This is a genomic window from Nocardioides sp. J9, from assembly GCF_007829375.1.
GTDB lineage: Bacteria > Actinomycetota > Actinomycetes > Propionibacteriales > Nocardioidaceae > Nocardioides.
Genome location: NZ_VLJQ01000101.1, coordinates 1 through 20,451 on the forward strand (window position 1 = coordinate 1; position 20,451 = coordinate 20,451).

Below are 20,451 nucleotides of genomic sequence, written 5' to 3' on the forward strand. Positions count from 1 at the left end.
GGTCGTGGGGATCTTCCCCAACGCCGCCGCGGTCATCCGACTCGTCGGCGCGGTGCTCATCGACATGCACGACGAATGGATCGCCGGCGACCGCCGCTACCTGTCCGAAGGCTCCATGGCCAAGCTCTACGAGACCAGCAATACTGATCCCGTCGCCGCCATCGAGAGCAGCGACGAGTAGGCACCGAGGATCACCTCAAAACCCACCACCCCACGGGGCTCTGTCGACTTCGCCCTACCCGACCTCGGTATCTGGATCGAGTTCGACGGGCGAGCCAAGTACGAGCGCTACCTGCGTCCGGGAGAGTCGGCAGCGGACGCAGTGGTCCGCGAGAAGTATCGTGAGCAGCGCATCGCCCAGCTCACCGGATGGCGGTGCTTCCGGATCGCCTGGGAGGACCTCGCGGATCCCGAGCGCCTGGCCCGCCGCCTTCGCGCCTTCATCGAGGCCGTGCGTGCGGAGAGGCGACGCCGCCTGGCGTCCTGAGCGTCGACTGGTTGACGTTTTCTCGCGCTTGTCGGCCGTTGCAAACGTCAACAGGCGCAGGAATCCCCGCTCAGGCGGGGATTCCTGCAGCGCCGCACACCCCGGGCCGCCATCCCGTTCAGCGGTACTCCGCGGACGCCTTCCGGGCCATCTCGAGGAAGGCGCGGCGGCCCTCGAGGTTCTCCTCGAGCTCCTTGACCTTCTTCTCGTCACCTCGGGAGCGGGCGGCCTCGAGCTTGGCCTCGGCCTCGGCGATCGCGGCCTCGAGCTTGGAGACCATGTCGTCGGCGCGGGCGGACTTCTCGGGGTCGGACTTGCGCCACTGCTCGTCCTCGGCCTTCCGGATCGCCTGCTCGACGGCGCGCATGCGGCCCTCGAGCTCCTTGATCCGGTCGCGCGGGACCTTGCCGGCCTCGTCCCACCGGTCGGCGAGCTCGCGGAAGGCGGCCTTGGCGGCGCCGACGTCGCCGGACTCGGCGAGGGGGCCGAGCAGGGCCTCGGCCTCGACGAGGATGCCCTCCTTGACCTCCGCGTTCGCGGCGAACTCGGAGTCGAGGGCGGCGTTGGCGGCGTCGCGGGCGCCGAAGAACTTGTCCTGGGCGCCACGGAAGCGCTGCCAGAGGGCGTCGTCGACCGCCTTGGGGGCGGGGCCGGCGGCCTTCCAGTCGCGCATCAGGTCCCGGTAGCGGCCCGAGGTCGGACCCCAGTCGGTGGAGTCGGCGAGCGCCTCGGCCTCGACGACCAGGCGCTCCTTGATGACCCGGGCGGCCTCGCGCCGCTCGTCCTGCTCGGCGAAGTGCGCCTTGCGGGCCTTCGTGTACGCCGAGCGGGCGGACGAGAAGCGGCGCCACAGCTCGTCGTCGGCGGCCTTGTCGATGCGGGGGAGCTGCTTCCACTGCTCGAGGAGCTCGCGCAGGCGGTTGGCGCCGTTGCGCCAGTCACGTCCGGAGGCGATCTTCTCGGCCTCGGCGGCAAGCTTCTCCTTCTGCTCCTTCGCCTCGGCGATCCGCTGCGTCTTCGCGGCCCGGCGGGCGTCGCGCTGGGTGGCGATGACCGGGCCGAGCTCGTCGAGCTTGCGGACCAGCGCGGCGAGGTCGCCCACGGCGTGGACGTCGTCGAGCTGGTCGCGCACCAGCTTGACGGAGGCGACCGCCTCCTCGGGTGAGAGCACCCCTGTGAGGACCCGCTTGTGCAGCAGGTCCACCTCCAGGGCGAGGTTCTCGTAGCGCTTCGTGTAGAACGCCAGAGCCTCCTCGGGGGACGCATCGGGCATCTGCCCGACCGCCCGCTCGCCGTCGGCTGTCTTCACGTAGACGGTGCCGTCGTCGCCGACGCGGCCCCAGTCAGAGGTAGTCACAGTGGCCCATGCTAATCAAAGGTCGGGCAGCCACTAGGCTGGGTTGGTGCTGATCGCCGCCTTCCCCGCTGGACCGTGGGGCACCAACTGCTACGTCGCGGCAACCGGCCCGGGCACCGAGTGCGTCGTGATCGACCCCGGCAAGGACGCCGCCGCCGGCGTCGCGGAGGTCGTGCGGGAGCACCGGCTCAAGCCGGTTGCCGTGCTGCTGACCCACGGCCACATCGACCACATGTGGTCCGTGACCCCCGTCGCCGGGGCGTACGACGCCACTGCGTGGATCCACCCGGGCGACCGTCACCTGCTGTCAGACCCGATGGCAGGCATCTCGCGGGAGAGCGCGGCGATGCTGCTCGGCGGCGACTACCAGTTCACCGAGCCCGACGACGTCGCCGAGCTGGGCGACGGCGCGGAGCTCGAGCTCGCCGGCCTGCGCTTCGTCGTCGACCACACGCCCGGCCACACGGAGGGGTCGGTCACCTTCCGCACGCCCTGGGACCAGTCCGACGGTCCCGACATCTCCGAGGTGATGTTCTCCGGCGACCTGCTCTTCCAGGGCTCGATCGGTCGCACCGACCTGCCCGGCGGCGACCACGCGGCCATGCTGCGCTCGCTGGAGACCAAGGTCCTCCCGCTGGCCGACGACATCGTCGTGCTGCCCGGCCACGGGGACCAGACCTCGATCGGCCGCGAGCGCGCCACCAACCCGTTCCTGCTCGAGCTCCAGGACTCCGGCGCCGCCGGCCGGGTCACCCGAGGACTGTGATGGCCAAGCCCACGCCGCTCAGCGGCTTCCCCGAGTTCCTGCCTGCCCAGAGGTACGTCGAGCAGGAGGTCGTCGCCACCCTGGCACGCACCTTCGAGCTCCACGGCTTCGCCAACGTCGAGACCCGCGCCGTCGAGCCGATGGACCAGCTGCTCCGCAAGGGCGACACCTCCAAGGAGGTCTACGTCCTGCGCCGCCTCCACGAGGAGGACGGCAAGGACGCCGGGATCGGCCTGCACTTCGACCTGACCGTGCCCTTCGCCCGCTACGTGCTGGAGAACGCCGGCAAGCTCGAGTTCCCGTTCCGGCGCTACCAGGTCCAGAAGGTCTGGCGCGGCGAGCGTCCCCAGGAGGGCCGCTTCCGCGAGTTCACCCAGGCCGACATCGACATCGTCGGGCGCGACACCCTGCCGTTCCACCACGACGTCGAGGTCGCCCGGGTGATGCTCGAGGCGCTCGGCCGGCTGACCTTCCTGCCCGGCTTCCGGCTGCAGGTCAACAACCGCAAGCTGATCCAGGGCTTCTACGCCGGCCTCGGCGTGACCGGCGACGGCATCGACGAGGTCATGCGCCTGGTCGACAAGCTCGACAAGCTCGAGCCGGCGAAGGTGCGCCAGCTGCTGCTCGACGAGGCCGGTGTCTCCGAGGAGCGGGCCGACAAGGCGCTCGCCCTGGCGACCATCCGGGCCACCGACGACTCGTTCGTCGCCCGGGTCCGCGACCTCGGGGTGAGTCACGAGCTGCTCGACGAGGGACTCGACGAGCTCGCTGCCCTGGTCCGCGCATGTGCGCCGCTCGCCACCGACACGGTCCGGATCGAGGCCGACCTCTCCATCGCGCGCGGCCTGGACTACTACACCGGCACCGTCTTCGAGACCCGCCTCGACGGCTACGAGTCGCTCGGCTCGATCTGCTCCGGCGGTCGGTACGACGCGCTCGCCTCCGACGGCCGCACGACCTACCCCGGCGTCGGCATCTCCCTGGGCGTCAGCCGCGTCCTGGTCCCGCTCGTGCAGCGCGGGCTGCTCACCGCGGACCGCTCGGTGCCCAGCGTGGTGCTGGTCGCGCTCACCGACGAGGAGTCGCGCGCGGACGCCGACGCCGTCGCCACCGCCCTGCGCTCGCGTGGGATCCCGTGCGAGGTCGCGCCCAGCGCGGCGAAGTTCGGCAAGCAGATCCGCCACGCCGACCGGCGTGGCATTCCGTACGTCTGGTTCACCTTGACCGCGGAGGACGGCAGCACCGTCCACGAGGTGAAGGACATCCGCAGCGGGGAGCAGGTCGCCGCCGACCCGGCGACGTGGCAGCCTCCCGCCCAGGACCTGCGCCCGCAGGTCGTCACCACCGTCAGCACCACCGAAGGGGAAGCTCCGTGATCCGCAACCAGGACGCCGGCGCACTGCGCGCCGAGAACGTCGGCCAGACCGTCACCCTCGCCGGGTGGGTGGCCAACCGGCGCGATCACGGTGGCGTGGCCTTCATCGACCTCCGCGACGCCAGCGGCGTGGTCCAGGTCGTCATCCGCGACGAGGACGTCGCGCACAGCCTGCGCTCCGAGTACTGCCTCAAGGTCACGGGCGAGGTCGTGGCCCGCGGAGAGGGCCGCGAGAACCCCAACCTGCCGACCGGCGAGATCGAGGTCGTGGCGGCGGCCGGCGCCGAGGGTGTCGAGGTGCTCAGCGCCTCCGCCCCGCTGCCGTTCCCGATCAGCGACCACGTCGACGTCGGCGAGGAGGTGCGCCTCAAGCACCGCTACCTCGACCTACGCCGCAGCGCTCCCGGCAACGCGATCCGCCTGCGCAGCAAGGTCAACAAGGCCGCGCGCGACGTGCTCGACGCCCACGACTTCGTCGAGATCGAGACGCCGACCCTGACCCGCAGCACGCCCGAGGGCGCCCGCGACTTCCTCGTCCCGGCGCGCCTCCAGCCCGGCAGCTGGTACGCCCTTCCGCAGAGCCCCCAGCTGTTCAAGCAGCTCCTGATGGTCGCCGGCATGGAGCGCTACTACCAGATCGCGCGCTGCTACCGCGACGAGGACTTCCGCGCCGACCGGCAGCCCGAGTTCACCCAGCTCGACATCGAGATGAGCTTCGTGGCCCAGGACGACGTGATCGCCCTGGGCGAGGAGATCGTCGCCGCGCTGTGGAAGCTCATCGGGTACGACGTCCCGCTGCCCCTGCCGCGGATGACCTACGCCGAGGCGATGGCCCGCTACGGCTCCGACAAGCCGGACCTGCGCATGGGTCTGGAGCTCGTGGAGTGCACCGAGTACTTCAAGGACACCCCGTTCCGGGTCTTCCAGGCGCCCTACGTCGGCGCCGTCGTGATGCCCGGCGGCGCCAACCAGCCGCGCAAGCAGCTCGACGCCTGGCAGGAGTGGGCCAAGCAGCGCGGCGCCCGCGGACTGGCCTACGTGCTGGTCCAGGAGGACGGCGAGCTCGGCGGCCCGGTGGCCAAGAACCTCTCCGAGGAGGAGAAGGCCGGCCTGGCCGCCCACGTCGGCGCGAAGCCGGGCGACTGCGTCTTCTTCGCGGCCGGCGCCGTGAAGTCCAGCCGCGCCCTCCTCGGTGCCGCCCGCCTGGAGATCGGCCGTCGTACCGGCCTGCTCGACGAGAGCGCGTGGAGCTTCCTCTGGGTCGTCGACGCGCCCCTCTTCGAGCCCGCCGACGAGGCCACCGCGGCCGGCGACGTGGCCGTCGGCGGGGGAGCGTGGACCGCGGTCCACCACGCCTTCACCAGCCCGCAGGACCTCGAGAACTTCGACACCGACCCCGGCAACGCGCTGGCGTGGGCCTACGACATCGTCTGCAACGGCAACGAGATCGGCGGCGGCTCGATCCGTATCCACCGCGAGGACATCCAGAAGCGGGTCTTCGAGGTCATGGGCATCAGCCAGGAGGAGGCCGAGGAGAAGTTCGGCTTCCTGCTGGAGGCGTTCAAGTACGGCGCGCCCCCGCACGGCGGCATCGCGTTCGGCTGGGACCGCGTGGTGGCCCTGCTGGCCGGCACGGACTCGATCCGGGACGTCATCGCCTTCCCCAAGACCGGCGGCGGCTACGACCCGCTGACGGCCGCTCCTGCGCCGATCACGGCGGAGCAGCGGAAGGAAGCCGGTGTGGACGCGCGCCCGGAGGACGAAAACCCCGCCTGACGGTCCCTCGCCGGAAGGATCTCCGGGGCGTCGAGACCAAACCGTTACCGCGTCGCTATCGCATTGGCGCAAGGGGTGCGCCTAAGGTCACGAGTCGTGTCGGGACGTGACGTCTCGCGCACGGACCCGAACCCGACGACGTGACGAGGTGGGAATGACTGCGCCGAGCAGCGACCTGGACAGCCACTTGGGTGTCCCCGCTGAGACGGGCGAACCGTCCGAGGCTCCCGGCGCCGTCGTCAGCCGGTCGCCGCTGCAGCTGGCGGCGCGACGGTTCCTGAAGGACAAGCTGTCCATGGCGTCGCTGATCGTGGTACTGCTGTTCTTCATCGCCGCGGTCGTCGCGCCGTTCGCGGTGAAGTTCGGCTGGATCGACCCGCTCAGCTCCAACCAGGACCTCCTGGACGAGTTCGGCCTGCCGATCGGCGACTGGGGCGGCATCTCCGGCGACCACTGGCTCGGCATCGAGCCCGGCATCGGCCGCGACGCCCTGGCCCGGCTCTGGTACGGCACGACCTTCTCGCTGGCGATCGCGATCTCGGCGACCATCGTCGCGATGGTCATCGGGGTCGTCGCCGGCATCGTGTCCGGTGCCGCGGGCGGCTGGGTCGACGTCATCATCGGCCGGATCATCGACCTCACCCTGGCCTTCCCGCAGACCCTGATGCTGCTGGCCCTCTCCTCGGTCGGCCTGGCGTTCATCCACCAGACGCTCGGCGTGCCGAACGGCAACCCGACTGCCGCGGTCTACGTGATCGTCGTCCTCGGCCTGTTCGGCTGGACCGGCATCGCGCGTATCGTCCGCGGCCAGGTCCTCTCACTGCGTGAGCGGGAGTTCGTGCAGGCGGCGCAGATGATCGGCGCCTCGCGGCGCCGGATCTACTTCAAGGAGATCCTGCCGAACCTGTGGGCCCCGATCCTGGTGACCTTCACCCTGATGATGCCGGCGTTCGTCTCCGCCGAGGCGGCGCTGAGCTTCCTCGGTGTCGGCATCTCGGCGCCGACGCCGACCCTCGGCAACGTGCTGACGGACGCGCTGCGCTACGCCGACTCGGCCTTCCTCTACTTCTTCATCCCCGCGTTCATGATCGCCACGCTCGTCGTCTGCTTCAACCTGCTCGGCGACGGGCTGCGTGACGCTCTCGATCCCAAGGCCGACCGGTGACGGGGACCGGCGGTATCCACAACTTCGTCGACACCGCGTCGTCGAACGTGCGGCCGCACCGCGAGCTGCACCCCCAAGGAGGATGCAAATGGGTATGAAACTGAGGAAGGCCTTGGCGGTCGCGTCCGCCTCGGTCCTGGGGCTCTCGCTGGCCGCATGTGGAGGCGGCGACAGCGACGGCTCCGGTGGTGGCTCCGGCGACGTCGAGGGCACCAAGGGCGGGACGCTGTACTACCTGCAGCACTTCCCGTTCGAGGCGTCGGACCCGCAGCGCATCTACTACGGTGTGCAGCTGGCCAACTGGCGCCGGGTGTTCTACCGCGGACTGCTCGCGTTCCCGATGTCGGAGGACGCCGAGGTCGGCACCACGCCCGTCCCGGACCTCGCGACCGACACCGGCACCTCGAGCGAGGGCGGCAAGGTCTGGAAGTTCACCCTCAAGGACGGCGTGAAGTGGGAGGACGGCTCCGACATCACGTGTGAGGACGTCCAGTACGGCACCAGCCGCGTCTTCGCCAACGACGTCATCATCGGTGGCCCGAACTACACGCTCAGCTACATCGACGTGAAGGACTACCCGGGCCCCTACAAGGCGACCCCCGAGCAGCAGGCGGCCTTCGAGGACGCGGTCAGCTGCGACGGCAAGACCATCACGTTCCGGTTCAACAAGCCGTGGGCGGACTTCCCGCAGGCCATCGCCGGCATGATGATGACCGACCCGTACAAGAAGTCCTTCGACGAGGGCGAGAAGTCCCAGTGGAAGGTCCTGTCCAACGGTCCCTACAAGATCGAGGGCGGCAAGTGGGACAAGAACAAGGGTGCGACCCTGGTCCGCAACGACCAGTACGACCCGGCCACTGACGACCCGGAGCAGCTGCGCCTCGCCCTGCCCGACACGATCGAGTGGCAGATCGACCCGTCCGACACCGCTGGCGAGCTCTTCAACGACCGCCTGATCAAGGACGCCGGCAACGACCAGTACGCCATCACCACGGCGCGCGTGGCCCCGCCGCAGTTCCCGCAGATCACCGGTGCCGTCGAGGACCGCTACGAGAGCGTGCTCTCGCCGTACAACTCCTACCTGGTGCCGAACCACAAGAAGATCACCGACGTCAACGTCCGCAAGGCGCTGGCCGTGTCGCTGAACCTCAACGGTTACGTCAAGGCCCTCGGTGGCGAGCGCGTCGGCGAGCCCGGCGAGACCATCGTCAACCCGGGCGTCTCGGGTGCGCAGGACAACCCGGCGTTCTCCGAGGACAACGACAACAACGGTGACCCGGAGGCCGCCAAGGCCCTCCTGGCCGAGGCCGGCGTCAAGACGCCGTACCCGATCAAGCTCGCCTACTCGAAGTCGCCGACCACCGACAAGGCCATGGCGATCGTCAAGGAGAGCTGGGACGCCGCTGGTTTCAAGGTGACCCTCGAGGGCCTCAGCGACACCTACTACGACGTGATCGCTCAGCCCGACAAGGACGTCGACGTGATGTGGGCCGGCTGGGGTGCTGACTGGCCGTCGATGATGACGGTCCTGCCGCCGCTGTTCGACAGCCGCCCGAACATCTCGGCCACCACCTGTGGCAACGACTACGGCTGCTACCAGAGCGACGAGTTCGAGGCACTCATCGACAAGGCCGCGAACGCGTCCGACATCGACGAGCAGGTCGGCTTCCTGCAGGAGGCGGACGCGGTCCTCGGCCAGGACTACGCCTACATGCCGCTGGAGATCACGAAGTTCAACTGGCTCCGTGGCTCCAAGGTCACCGGCTTCGCGACGACCCCCGCGTCGTCCGCCTACCCGGAGATCGGCCTCATCGGCGTGCAGAACTGACGCTGAACCAGTAGGCAACTCGCAACACCCTCAGTGTGGTGCTGGGCGGGGGATCCCCGCCCAGCACCACCGGGTGGAGCCCAGCGGCTCCMCCCYCCACTCATGCGTCGGCACCCCCGGCGCGATCCAAGCCCGGACAGGAGCGTGAAGCAGTCCCATGTGGGCCTACGCCGCGCGTCGCACCGCCATCGGACTCGTCCTGCTGCTGGTGCTCAGTTTCGTGACCTTCGTGCTGTTCTTCGCAGCGCCGGTCGACCAGGCGCGCTACGCCTGTGGCAAGCAGTGCACCGAGGAGCAGATCGCCGTCACCGAGCGGGCGCTCGGGTACGACAAGCCTGTCTACGAGCAGTGGGGCGCCTTCGTGAAGGGCGTCGTCGCGGGACGCCAGTTCCCGGCGGACCCCGAGGTGCGTGCTGCTGCGCCCGAGACGGTCTCGGACTGTGCCGCTCCCTGCCTGGGCTACTCCAAGCTGAACGCGAAGACCGTCAACGAGCTGATCGGTGACGCCGCCCCCATCTCCATCGCCCTCGCCATGGTGGCCGTGGTGATGTGGCTGATAGGTGGGGTCTCCCTGGGCATCCTGGCCGCGGTCACCAAGGGCTCGATCGTCGACCGCGGCATCGTCGGCCTGACCCTGGTCGCCTACGCGTTCCCCTCGTTCTTCATCGGCGTCTTCATGCTGAAGTACGTCGCCATCCGGTGGGAGCTGGTCCCACTACCCAGGTACGTGTCCATCGAGGACGGAGGCGTGTTCACCTGGCTGGAGAACCTCCTGCTACCGGGCTTCGTGCTGGCCCTGCTCTTCCTCGCGGGCTACGTCCGCATGACCCGCGCGTTCGTGCTGGAGTCCCTCTCCGAGGACTACATCCGCACCGCCCGGGCGAAGGGCCTCAAGGGACGGGTGGTGCTGTTCAAGCACGGCCTGCGTGCCGCACTCACGCCGCTGGTCACCATGACCGGCCTCGACCTGGCGGGCCTGCTCGGCGGCGCGATCATCACCGAGTCGGTGTTCGCCTACCCGGGCCTGGGCCTGCTGACGGTCCAGGCGTCCAACGCCTGGGACCTGCCGACGATCATCGGCGTGGTCGTCCTGGCCGGCGCCTTCGTGATCGTGGCCAACATCATCGTCGACATCGCCTACGCGTTCATCGATCCGCGTGTCCGGCTGGGCTGAGGAGAGGAGCGCAGGAATGACGAACATGACGAAGAGCTCGCCGACTCCCACGGCCACGGACGGGACCCCGTTCCTCGAGGTGGACAACCTCAAGGTGCACTTCCCGACCGCCGACGGCGTCGTGAAGGCGACCGACGGGTTGTCGTTCAACCTCGAGCGCGGCAAGACGCTCGGCATCGTGGGTGAGTCCGGGTCGGGCAAGTCCGTGTCGAGCTCGGCCATCCTGGGCCTGCACCGCGGCACCAACGCGCAGGTCAGCGGTGAGATCCGCCTCGACGGCGTGGACCTGCTGTCGCTCTCCAACGAGGAGATGCGCCTGCGCCGCGGCAAGGACATCGCGATGATCTTCCAGGACCCGCTGTCCGCGATGCACCCCTACTACTCGGTCGGGGTCCAGCTCGCCGAGGCCTACCGGGTCCACAACGACGTCAACCGCAAGGCCGCCCGCACCCGGGTGGTGGAGATGCTCGAGCTGGTCGGCATCCCGCAGCCGGACCGGCGCTACGACGCCTACCCGCACCAGTTCTCCGGCGGCATGCGCCAGCGCGCGATGATCGCGATGGCGCTGATCAACGACCCGACGCTGGTCATCGCCGACGAGCCGACCACGGCGCTCGACGTCACGGTGCAGGCCCAGATCCTCGACCTGCTGACGAACCTCCAGAAGGAGTTCAACACCGCGGTCATCATCATCACCCACGACCTCGGCGTGGTCGCCGAGATGTCGGACGACGTGCTGGTGATGTACGGCGGCCGCGCGGTCGAGTACGGCCCCTGCCGCGAGGTGCTGACGCATCCCGAGATGCCCTACACCTGGGGGCTGCTCTCGAGCGTCCCCGACGTCTCCGCGGACACGAACGCGCGGATGGTGCCGATCCCCGGCAACCCGCCCAGCCTGCTCAACCCGCCGAGCGGCTGCGCCTTCCACCCGCGTTGCACCTTCCGCGACGAGGTGCCGGGCGACCTGTGCACCACCGTGCTCCCCGAGCTCGAGCCCGCCTCGCGGCCGGGCCACCTCAAGCGCTGCCACCTCGCCGACCCGGACCGGATCTACGCCAAGCAGGTCCTGCCCGAGATCGCCCCTGACCTGGCCAAGGAGGCCTGAGTTGTCCGACGACATCGACCAGGCTGACCACACCGAGAACACCAGCCACGCCGACCACGCCGGCCACGCCGACCACGCCGACCCGGTCGTGGCCGCCGACGCACCGGTGGACCTCGACGACGTCACCGGCCACGCCGCCAGCGAGCTGGACCCGGAGGCCCCGCCCGTCCTGACGGTCGAGAACCTCCGGATGTACTTCCCGGTGCACGCCACGGGCCTGATCCGCCGCAAGGTCGGTGACGTCCAGGCGGTCGACGGGGTGTCCTTCGTCGTGCCGGAGGGCGGCTCGCTCGGCCTCGTCGGCGAGTCCGGCTGCGGCAAGTCGACCACCGGCCGTGCGATCACCCGGCTCTACAAGCCGACGTCGGGCTCGATCAAGTTCGGCGGCAAGGACCTGGCCACGATCTCCTCGCGCGAGCTGAAGGGGATGCGCAGCGAGATCCAGATGATCTTCCAGGACCCGTACAGCTCGCTGAACCCGCGGCACACGGTCGGCTCGATCATCGGCGCGCCCCTGCGGATCCACAACATGGTCCCGAAGGACCAGACCCTCAAGCGGGTCCAGGAGCTGCTCGAGGTCGTCGGCCTCAACCCGGAGCACTACAACCGGTACCCGAACGAGTTCTCCGGCGGCCAGCGCCAGCGCATCGGCATCGCCCGCGCGCTCGCCCTGCGGCCCAAGGTGATCGTCGCCGACGAGCCGGTCTCGGCACTCGACGTGTCGATCCAGGCGCAGGTCATCAACCTGCTCCAGGACCTGCAGCGCGAGTTCAACATCGCGTTCCTGTTCATCGCCCACGACCTGGCCGTGGTCCGGCACTTCTGCCCCGAGGTCGCGGTGATGTACCTCGGCAAGATCGTCGAGATCGGCGACCGGGACTCGATCTACGGCAACGCGCACCACCCGTACACGCAGGCACTGCTCTCGGCCGTTCCGGACGTGCGCCAGGCGTCGGTCGGCGGACGCCGCGAGCGGATCCGGCTGCAGGGTGATGTCCCGAGCCCGATCGACCCGCCGTCCGGCTGCCGGTTCCGGACGCGGTGCCCGATCGCGCAGGAGATCTGCGCCAAGCACGAGCCGCCGCTCATGCAGATCGGGCGCCGGCACAAAGTCGCCTGCCACTTCCCGGGCCGCCTCGGCGAAGCGCCGCGGGAGCCGCTGACGACGGGCCTGCTCGGCGTCGACGGCGAGGGCCGCCCGGACCCAGGCGCCAGCCCGAGCAACGACCTGGTCGACCAGCCCGGCTACGCGGACACGTGGTTCGACCTCGACGCGAAGCGGATCGGTCGGGCCTGAGTAGGGTGGCTCGCCGTGGATGACGAGCCGCAGCTGTTCGACACCCCGGGCAGGAGTACGACGACCGGCGGGTCGCTGGCCGACGCGACCCACGCCGCGGCGCCGCTGGCGGTGCGGATGCGTCCGCGCGACCTCGACGAGCTGGTGGGCCAGTCCCACCTGCGCGCCCCGGGGTCGCCGCTGAGGCAGCTGGTCGAGGGCGACCAGTCGCTCTCGCTGCTCCTGTGGGGGCCGCCGGGCACCGGCAAGACGACGATCGCCTCGATCATCAGCCAGCAGACCGGCCGCCGCTTCGTGGAGGTCTCCGCCGTGTCCGCGGGGGTGAAGGAGGTGCGAGCGGCGATCGACACCGCCCGCCGGCAGCTCGTGGCCACGGGGGAGGAGACCGTCCTCTTCGTCGACGAGGTGCACCGGTTCAGCAAGGCGCAGCAGGACGCGCTGCTGCCCGGCGTCGAGAACCGCTGGGTCACCCTGGTCGCGGCGACCACGGAGAACCCGTCGTTCAGTGTGATCTCGCCGCTGCTCTCGCGCAGCCTGTTGCTGCGGCTGCAGCCGCTCACCGACGACGACATCGGGGAGGTGCTCGACGCCGCGGTCGCCGACGAGCGCGGCCTCGGCGGCGAGCTCACCCTCGACGAGGCGGCCCGCGAGCACATCGTCCGGCTGGCCGGTGGCGACGCACGCCGGTCGCTGACCTACCTCGAGGCGGCCGCCGGTGCGGCGCGCTCGAAGGGCAGCACCACGATCGACGTCGAGACGGCCGAGACGGCCGCCGACCAGGCCGCGGTCCGCTACGACCGCGACGGCGACCAGCACTACGACGTGGTCAGCGCGTTCATCAAGTCGGTGCGCGGCTCCGACGCCGACGCGGCGCTGCACTACCTCGCCCGGATGATCGAGGCCGGGGAGGACCCTCGTTTCATCGCCCGGCGGCTGATGATCCTGGCCAGCGAGGACATCGGCCTGGCCGACCCGACCGCACTGTCCACCGCGGTCGCCGCGGCACAGACCGTGCAGCTGATCGGGATGCCGGAGGCCCAGCTCACCCTGGCTCACGCCACCATCGCGCTCGCGGTGGCACCCAAGTCCAACGCCGTCACCACCGCGATCTTCGAGGCGATCGCCGACGTGCGGGCCGGCAAGATCGGCAACGTCCCGCCGCACCTGCGCGACGCCCACTACTCCGGTGCGAAGTCGCTGGGCCACGGCGTCGGCTACGTCTACAGCCACGACGCGCCGTTCGGCGTCGCCGAGCAGCAGTACGCCCCCGACGTGGTCCTCGACCGCGCCTACTACCGCCCCACGGAGCTCGGCGCCGAGGCCGGGGTGAAGCAGCGGTGGGAGCGGGTCCGGCGCATCATCCGGGGCAAGTAGTCTTGTCCGTCGTGACCACCCACCTCGCCGTACCCGACTGGCTGGCTGTGGTGACCCTCCTCGGCCTGCTGGCGCTGGTCGTGGCCGTGCTCGGCCTCGGCCTCTCCCTGCGCCGCTCGCGCCGGCACACCGAGGAGCTGCTGGCCGCCGCCGCGACCGACGCCGAGGCGCTGCGCGAGCAGCTGGCTGGCCTCGAGCAGCAGGTGCGCACCCGCACGACCGCGGTCGAGACCCGCGAGCGCGTGCCGGTCGCGGTGGTCGACGACCGCGAGTACCTCATCACCGACCTCGGCAAGGCGCGGGGGCCGAAGGTGCCGGCGCCCGTCGTCCCGGCTCCGCAGTTCGCCGACATCCTGCTGCGCGAGAGCGTCATCAAGACCGCCTCGCTGGCCGCCGGCCTGCGTCGTGCGCTTTCGCCCGAGGTCCGCAACCGGATCCGGTTCGAGATGAAGCGCGAGGTCAAGCGCGCCCGCAAGCAGCGCAAGCTGATGCTGCGCGCCGCGCGCCGCGACTGGGAGACCCGCCAGCGCGCCGCGACGGAGGTGGCGTCGTGATCCGCTCCGGCGTGGTGTTCGGCGCCGGCGTCGCGGCTGGTGTCTACGGGATGGTGAAGGTGCGCCGCCTCGCCGAGGCGTTCACCCCCGACGGGATGCGGGACCGGATCGGCGCCGCGGTGCTCGGCGCCCGGCTGCTCCGCGACGAGGTCGCGCAGGGACAGGCGGACGCGGAGACCCGACTGCGCGAGCACTACCGCGGGCTGGGCATCGGGGGTGCGGCTGCCGGCCGCCCCGAGCTCGACGCCCGCCCGACCACGACGGCCCCGGTGGCCGCCCTGAGCAACAAGGAAGAGGAAGCCAAGCGATGACGGACCGGTACCTGAGCAGCGCGGAGATCCGCAACCGGTTCCTCGCCCACTTCGAGGAGCGGGGACACACGGTCGTGCCCTCCGCCTCCCTGCTGCTGGACGACCCGAACCTGCTCTTCGTCAACGCCGGCATGGTGCCCTTCAAGCCGTACTTCCTCGGCCAGGAGACGCCGCCGTTCTCGCGGGCGACCAGCGTGCAGAAGTGCGTGCGCACCCTCGACATCGAGGAGGTCGGCAAGACCACCCGCCACGGCACGTTCTTCCAGATGAACGGCAACTTCTCCTTCGGTGACTACTTCAAGGAGGGCGCCGTCCAGTACGCCTGGGAGCTGATCACCGGCGACCAGGCCTCCGGTGGACTCGGCTTCGACCCCGACCGGATCTGGGTCACCGTGCTGCCCGAGGACGCCGAGGCGCGGGACGCGTGGAAGCGGATCGCGGGCCTGCCCGACGAGCGGATCCAGCCCCGCGGTCTCAAGGACAACTACTGGAACATGGGCGTCCCCGGTCCCGGTGGCCCCTGCAGCGAGATCTACATAGACCGCGGTCCCGAGTTCGGCCCCGACGGCGGCCCCGAGGCCGACGAGGACCGGTTCCTGGAGATCTGGAACCTCGTCTTCATGCAGGAGGAGCTGTCGGCCGTCCGCGCCAAGGACGACTTCGACATCGCCGGGCCGCTGCCGAGCAAGAACATCGACACCGGCATGGGCCTCGAGCGCGTCGCCTACCTGCTCCAGGGCAAGAACAACCTGTACGAGATCGACACGGTCTTCCCCGTGATCGAGCGCGCCCAGGAGCTCAGCGGCAAGAAGTACGGCGCCCCGGGCTCCGACGCGCAGGTCGACGACGTGCGCTTCCGGGTCGTCGCCGACCACGTCCGCAGCTCGCTCATGCTCATCGGCGACGGCGTCACCCCCGGCAACGAGGGCCGTGGCTACGTGCTGCGCCGCCTGCTGCGCCGCGCGGTGCGCAACATGCGGCTGCTCGGCTACCAGGACCCGGCCCTGCCGGAGCTGCTGCCCGTCTCGCGCGACCGGATGGGGGAGAGCTACCCCGAGCTGGTCACCGACTGGGACCGCATCGCGCAGGTCGCCTTCGCCGAGGAGGAGGCGTTCCGCAAGACCCTCCAGGCCGGCACCCAGATCTTCGACCTCGCTGCCGGCGAGGTGAAGCAGTCCGGGGCGAGCACCATCCCGGGCGACAAGGCGTTCGCGCTGCACGACACCTACGGCTTCCCGATCGACCTGACCCTCGAGATGGCCTCCGAGGCCGGGCTCAGCGTCGACGAGCAGGGCTTCCGCCAGCTGATGACCGAGCAGCGCGAGCGTGCCAAGGCCGACGCCCGGGCGAAGAAGGGGCAGCACGCCGACACCGGCGTCTACCGCGGCATCCTCGACGCCAACGGCCCGACCGAGTGGCTCGCCTACGAGACCCTCGAGACCGAGTCCCGCCCGCTCGCGCTGCTGCGCGAGGGTGCGGCTGTCGACGTCCTCGCTGCCGGCGAGATCGGTGAGCTGGTCCTGGACCGCACCCCGTTCTACGCCGAGTCCGGCGGCCAGGTCGCCGACGCCGGGACGATCGACTTCGAGGGCGGCACCCTCGAGGTGCTCGACGTCCAGCGCCCGGTGCGGGGGCTGGTCGTGCACCAGGTCCGCGTCGTCGACGGCGAGCTGCCGGCGAGCGCCTCGCTGCTGCACGCCCGGGTCGACCCCGACTGGCGCACCGGCGCCCGCCAGGCGCACTCCGGCACGCACATCGTGCACGCCGCGCTGCGCGAGGTGCTCGGTCCCACGGCCCTGCAGTCCGGCTCCTACAACCGGCCGGGCTACCTGCGCCTCGACTTCGGCTGGCTGAGCGCGCTGAACCCCGACCAGGTCCACGAGATCGAGCACGTCGCCAACAACGCGCTGCGCGCCGACCTGCCCGTCGGCTGGCAGTACATGACGCTCTCCGAGGCCAGGGACTGGGGCGCCCTCGCGCTCTTCGGCGAGACGTACGACGACCAGAAGGTCCGCGTCGTCGAGATCGGTGGCCCCTGGTCGCGTGAGCTGTGCGGTGGCACCCACGTCGACCACTCCAGCCAGGTCGGCACCATCGTGGTCACCGGCGAGGCCAGCGTCGGCTCCGGCAACCGCCGCATCGAGGCGCTCACCGGTGTCGAGGGCTTCTCCTACCTCGCCCGCGAGCGGGACGTCGTCAGCCAGCTCTCGACGCTGCTCAAGACCCAGCCCGACGACCTCGTCGGCCGGGTCTCCGACCTCGTCGACCGGCTGAAGCAGACCGAGAAGGAGATGGAGAAGATCCGTCTCGCCCAGCTGCTGTCCGGCGGTGCCGCGCTCGCGGAGGGCGCCGAGGTCGTCAACGGCGTCCGGGTCGTCGCGCAGCGCCTCGACGGTGCGAGCGGCGGTGACGTCCGTACCCTCGCCACCGACGTGCGCGGCCGGCTCGCCGGCGACACGCCCGCGGTCGTCGTGCTCATCGGTGCGGCGAACGGCAAGGCGTCCATCGTCGCGGCCCTCAACGACGCGGCCCAGGCCCGCGGCCTCAAGGCCGGCGACCTGGTCCGTGCGGCGGCCCCGTTCCTCGACGGCAAGGGCGGCGGCAAGGCCGACCTCGCGCAGGGTGGCGGCGCCGACGTCTCGCGCATCGACGAGGCGCTGGCCGCCGTGACCGCGGCGGTCGCCTCCGCGTGAGGCTGCGGTGAGGAGCGGCGTCCGCCTGGGTGTCGACCCGGGCGACGCCCGGATCGGCGTCGCGCGCAGCGACCCGTCCGGACTGATCGCGACGCCGGTCGAGACCGTGCGCCGCGGCAAGGGCGACCTCCGGCGCATCCACCAGATCGCGACCGCCGAGGGTGCGGTCGAGGTCGTGCTCGGCCTGCCGCGCTCGCTGTCCGGGGCCGAGGGACCGGCCGCGGTGAAGACGCGCGATTTCGCCGCCCGCCTCGCCCGGCGCGTCGCACCGGTGCCGGTGCGCCTCGTCGACGAGCGGCTCACGACCGTGACCGCGGAGGCTATGCTGCGCGACCAGCGCAAGGGGGCGAAGCGTCGCGCCGTGGTCGACCAGGTCGCAGCCGTCGTCATCCTCCAGCAGGCGCTGGACGCCGAACGCATGACCGGCCAGCCCCCGGGCGAGCTGGTCGATCCGGCCGGGCAGCCCGGGCAGCCCGGGCAGCCCGGGCAGACCGGGCAGACCGGGGCCACCAGCACGGAGACCACCGGGGACACCGAAGGAGAAGACGGATGACCGAGTCGGTGCTGCCGGGCGAGGACCCGGCAACCAGGCCCGTCGAGAACGGTGGCCGTCGCCGCGCCGCCCGCAGCAAGCGGCGCTCCGGCTGCCTGCCCATGCTGGTGGCGGTGGTCCTCTTCGGTGCCGTTCTCGCGTGGTTCGCGCGCGGCGCGATCTCCGACGTGCGCGACATGTTCTCCGGGCCCGAGGACTACGACGGTCCCGGCACCGGCGAGGTGATGATGGTCGTCGACCCGGGCCAGTCGGTCCGCTCGATGGGCGACGAGCTCGAGGAGCTCAACGTGGTCGCCTCCGCGGACGCGTTCGTCGATGCCGCCGCTGCGAACTCGCGCTCGACCGCGATCCAGCCCGGCACCTACCTGCTGCGCGAGGAGATGAAGGCCGCCGACGTCGTCGACGTCCTGGTCGACCCCGGCAACATCGTCACCACGACCGTCACGATCCCCGAGGGCTTCACCGTCGCCCAGGTCGTCGACCGGCTCGCGGCACAGACGGACTTCTCGAAGAAGCAGTTCGAGCGGGTGCTGGCCCGGCCCGAGCGCTTCGGCCTGCCGGACTACGCCAAGGGCAACCCGGAGGGCTACCTGTTCCCGGCGACCTACGCGTTCAGCCCGGCCGACAAGCCGGTCGACATGCTCGCCAAGATGGTGTCCCGCTACGAGCAGGCGCTCGGCGACAACGACATCGAGGCGGTCGGCGCCGCGCTCGGCAACGGCTACACGCCCGAGCAGGTGATGACCGTCGCCAGCCTCGTCGAGGCCGAGGGCCGCGGCGACGACATGCCGAAGATCGCCCGCGCCATCTACAACCGCCTCGAGCTGCCGAACGGCGGCGGCACCAATGGGCTGCTGCAGATCGACGCGGCGGTGCTCTACGCCCTCGGCACGCGCGACACCTCGAAGCTCGTGGCCCCGCTGTCCGAGCTCACCGACTCGCCCTACAACACCTACCGCTACCCGGGCCTGCCGCCGGGTCCGATCGGCGCGCCCGGCGAGGCCGCGATCCAGGCCGCGCTGAACCCCGCCGAGGGTGACTGGGTCTACTGGATCACCATCGACTGCGCCGGCACGACGAAGTTCTCGGCGACGCTCGAGGAGCACAACCAGTACGACGCCGTCAACGGCGCGGAGTGCTGAGGGACGTCGTGGAGGAGCGGCTCCGCTGCGGCGTGGTGGGCGACCCGATCGCCCACTCGCTCTCGCCCGTGCTGCACCGCGCCGGCTACGCCGCGCTCGGCCTCGACGCGTCGTACGACGCCACCCGGGTGCCGGCGGGCGGCCTGGCCGACCACGTGGCCGGCCTCGGCCCGCAGTGGCGCGGGCTGTCGGTCACCGCGCCACTGAAGCGGGAGGCGCTCGCGCTGGCGAGCACCGCCAGCGACCGGGCGCGCCTCGCCGGTGGCGCCAACACGCTGCTCCGCACGCCCGAGGGCTGGGCCGCCGACAACACCGACCTGCCCGGCGCGGTCGCCGCGATCCGGGAGCGCTACGACGGTCCGGCGACCGTCGCGACGATCATCGGCGCCGGCGCGACCGCCGCGTCGACCGGGCTCGCGCTCGCCGAGCTCGGTGTCCGCACCGTGCGGCTGCTGGCTCGCGACCCCGATCGGGCGCAACCGACAGTCGGCGTGCTCGAGGCGGAGGCGCGCCTCGAGGTCGACGTCCTCCCGATSGMMGSCGYCGYCKTSGWSGKYGWSKWCGWSSYCTSGMCSKYGCCGRTCGCCGCWSMGKCMGMMGCCCKCGKKSMGGCCRYCGYCTCGGSRCTCGACCTGCTGGTCCACCAGGCGGTCCTGCAGTTCGCGATGTTCACTGGTCACAACGGGCCACTGGAGACCATGCGGAAGGCGGGCGAAGCGGCGCTCGCGGCTCGCTAGGTTCGACACCCATGGAGCTGCTCCCTGCCCTGGCGGGTCTGGTCGTCGGCCTGCTCGGCGGTCTCGCCGTGCCGCGCATCGTCGCGTGGTGCCCCGAGCCCCGGCACGACCCCTCGGAGAACCCCGACGAGTTCCCCGACCACGTCCCGTTCGCCGAGCTGGCCCGGCGGCCGCGGTTGGCGCTGCGGTCAGGCACCGCCGGCGCCCTGGTCGGCGGGATCCTGGGACTCGCGATCGGCGACGGCTGGGCGCTGCTGTGGCTGCTGGCCGTGGTCGGGCCCTGCCTGGCGCTCGCGGTCATCGACTACGTGACGTGGTACCTGCCGAAGCGGCTCGTGTGGACGTCGTACGGCGTCGTCGCGGTCCTCGAGGTGGTCGCGGCCGTGGCGCTCGACGAGCCCCTGCTGCTCGTCCTCGCGCTCGGCGGCATGGTCGCGCTCGTCCTCTACTACGGGCTGCTGTGGTTCATCAGCCCCCGGATGATGGCCTTCGGCGACGTCCGCCTCGCCGGCCTCATCGGACTCGCGCTCGGCCCGCTGGGCGTGATGACGCTGCTCGTGTCGGTGCTCGCCGCCGCCGTGCTGTCGGTGCTCGCCTACGTGCCGATGAAGCTGCGGGGCAACGCGATCCGGCGCGAGGGCGTGCGCGGCCCGCTCAAGGACAACCTGCCGTACGGCCCGTTCCTGCTCCTCGGGGCGCTCGTGGCCGTCGTCGTGGGACGGGTCCTGGCCGTCTCCTGACCCCGTGGGAGACTTGC

General features: G+C 71.0%; 18 protein-coding genes and 1 pseudogene. 18 read left to right on the forward strand and 1 reads right to left on the reverse strand.

The genetic code is table 11. The features are described from left to right. Together L615_RS17520 and L615_RS23475 are read left to right on the forward strand one after the other, a co-directional pair. The coding region (locus L615_RS17520; RefSeq protein ID WP_186449695.1) for a transposase at positions 1-181 on the forward strand (181 nt) is incomplete at its 5' end. A gap of 141 nt (positions 182-322) precedes the next feature. Beyond that, positions 323-487, forward strand: coding sequence for a hypothetical protein (locus L615_RS23475; protein ID WP_186449916.1), 165 nt, complete (start codon positions 323-325; stop codon positions 485-487). Between the two features lie 118 nt (positions 488-605). Here the strand turns inward: L615_RS23475 and L615_RS17525 are convergent, their stop codons facing one another. Further along, a complete protein-coding gene (locus L615_RS17525; RefSeq protein WP_145725893.1) occupies positions 606-1,844 on the reverse strand; it encodes a DUF349 domain-containing protein in 1,239 nt (412 codons plus the stop codon). Positions 1,845-1,890: 46 nt separating this feature from the next. Here L615_RS17525 and L615_RS17530 point away from each other — a divergent pair, with 46 nt between their 5' ends. The 16 genes and pseudogenes from L615_RS17530 to L615_RS17605 all read left to right on the forward strand — a co-directional run bounded on the left by L615_RS17530 (position 1,891) and on the right by L615_RS17605 (position 20,434). Continuing rightward, positions 1,891-2,610, forward strand: a complete 720-nt coding sequence (locus tag L615_RS17530; protein ID WP_145725894.1) for an MBL fold metallo-hydrolase — start codon at positions 1,891-1,893, stop codon at positions 2,608-2,610. Further along, positions 2,610-3,986, forward strand: coding sequence for a histidine--tRNA ligase (gene hisS, locus L615_RS17535; protein WP_028655727.1), 1,377 nt, complete (start codon positions 2,610-2,612; stop codon positions 3,984-3,986). Before L615_RS17530 ends, hisS begins: the two co-directional genes overlap by 1 nt. Continuing rightward, on the forward strand, positions 3,983-5,761 hold the full coding sequence (gene aspS, locus L615_RS17540; RefSeq protein ID WP_145725895.1) for an aspartate--tRNA ligase: 1,779 nt from the start codon (positions 3,983-3,985) through the stop codon (positions 5,759-5,761). The genes hisS and aspS overlap by 4 nt, the downstream gene beginning before the upstream one ends. A gap of 154 nt (positions 5,762-5,915) precedes the next feature. Next, a complete protein-coding gene (locus L615_RS17545; RefSeq protein ID WP_028655729.1) occupies positions 5,916-6,926 on the forward strand; it encodes an ABC transporter permease in 1,011 nt (336 codons plus the stop codon). A 94-nt stretch (positions 6,927-7,020) separates the two neighbouring features. Further along, complete coding sequence (locus L615_RS17550; protein ID WP_261376753.1) at positions 7,021-8,754, forward strand: ABC transporter substrate-binding protein; 1,734 nt, start codon at positions 7,021-7,023, stop codon at positions 8,752-8,754. Between the two features lie 157 nt (positions 8,755-8,911). Continuing rightward, positions 8,912-9,928, forward strand: a complete 1,017-nt coding sequence (locus tag L615_RS17555; protein ID WP_145725899.1) for an ABC transporter permease — start codon at positions 8,912-8,914, stop codon at positions 9,926-9,928. A gap of 16 nt (positions 9,929-9,944) precedes the next feature. Continuing rightward, entirely contained in the window at positions 9,945-11,033 is a 1,089-nt protein-coding gene (locus L615_RS17560; protein WP_145725900.1) for an ABC transporter ATP-binding protein, read from the forward strand. 190 nt (positions 11,034-11,223) lie between these two features. Then, positions 11,224-12,330 (forward strand): dipeptide ABC transporter ATP-binding protein, encoded by a 1,107-nt coding sequence (locus tag L615_RS17565; RefSeq protein ID WP_084255129.1) that lies wholly within the window; start codon positions 11,224-11,226, stop codon positions 12,328-12,330. A gap of 15 nt (positions 12,331-12,345) precedes the next feature. Then, entirely contained in the window at positions 12,346-13,704 is a 1,359-nt protein-coding gene (locus tag L615_RS17570) for a replication-associated recombination protein A (RefSeq protein ID WP_261376754.1), read from the forward strand. 11 nt (positions 13,705-13,715) lie between these two features. Beyond that, a complete protein-coding gene (locus tag L615_RS17575; protein ID WP_028655735.1) occupies positions 13,716-14,258 on the forward strand; it encodes a hypothetical protein in 543 nt (180 codons plus the stop codon). Further along, on the forward strand, positions 14,255-14,569 hold the full coding sequence (locus tag L615_RS17580; protein ID WP_051485793.1) for a DUF6167 family protein: 315 nt from the start codon (positions 14,255-14,257) through the stop codon (positions 14,567-14,569). The genes L615_RS17575 and L615_RS17580 overlap by 4 nt, the downstream gene beginning before the upstream one ends. Next, entirely contained in the window at positions 14,566-17,262 is a 2,697-nt protein-coding gene (alaS, locus tag L615_RS17585) for an alanine--tRNA ligase (protein WP_261376755.1), read from the forward strand. The genes L615_RS17580 and alaS overlap by 4 nt, the downstream gene beginning before the upstream one ends. 7 nt (positions 17,263-17,269) lie before the next feature. Beyond that, the gene (gene ruvX, locus L615_RS17590) at positions 17,270-17,815 is read left to right on the forward strand and encodes a Holliday junction resolvase RuvX (protein WP_145725902.1); all 546 of its coding nucleotides are present in this window, start codon (positions 17,270-17,272) and stop codon (positions 17,813-17,815) included. Next, positions 17,812-18,957 carry an endolytic transglycosylase MltG gene (mltG, locus tag L615_RS17595; protein WP_145725904.1) on the forward strand — a complete coding sequence of 382 codons (1,146 nt, stop codon included), beginning with the start codon at positions 17,812-17,814 and terminating at the stop codon, positions 18,955-18,957. Before ruvX ends, mltG begins: the two co-directional genes overlap by 4 nt. 8 nt (positions 18,958-18,965) lie before the next feature. Further along, positions 18,966-19,694: pseudogene (locus tag L615_RS17600) on the forward strand (shikimate dehydrogenase). Positions 19,695-19,705: 11 nt separating this feature from the next. After that, complete coding sequence (locus L615_RS17605; RefSeq protein WP_051485794.1) at positions 19,706-20,434, forward strand: A24 family peptidase; 729 nt, start codon at positions 19,706-19,708, stop codon at positions 20,432-20,434. The last annotated feature ends 17 nt before the right edge of the window (positions 20,435-20,451 follow it).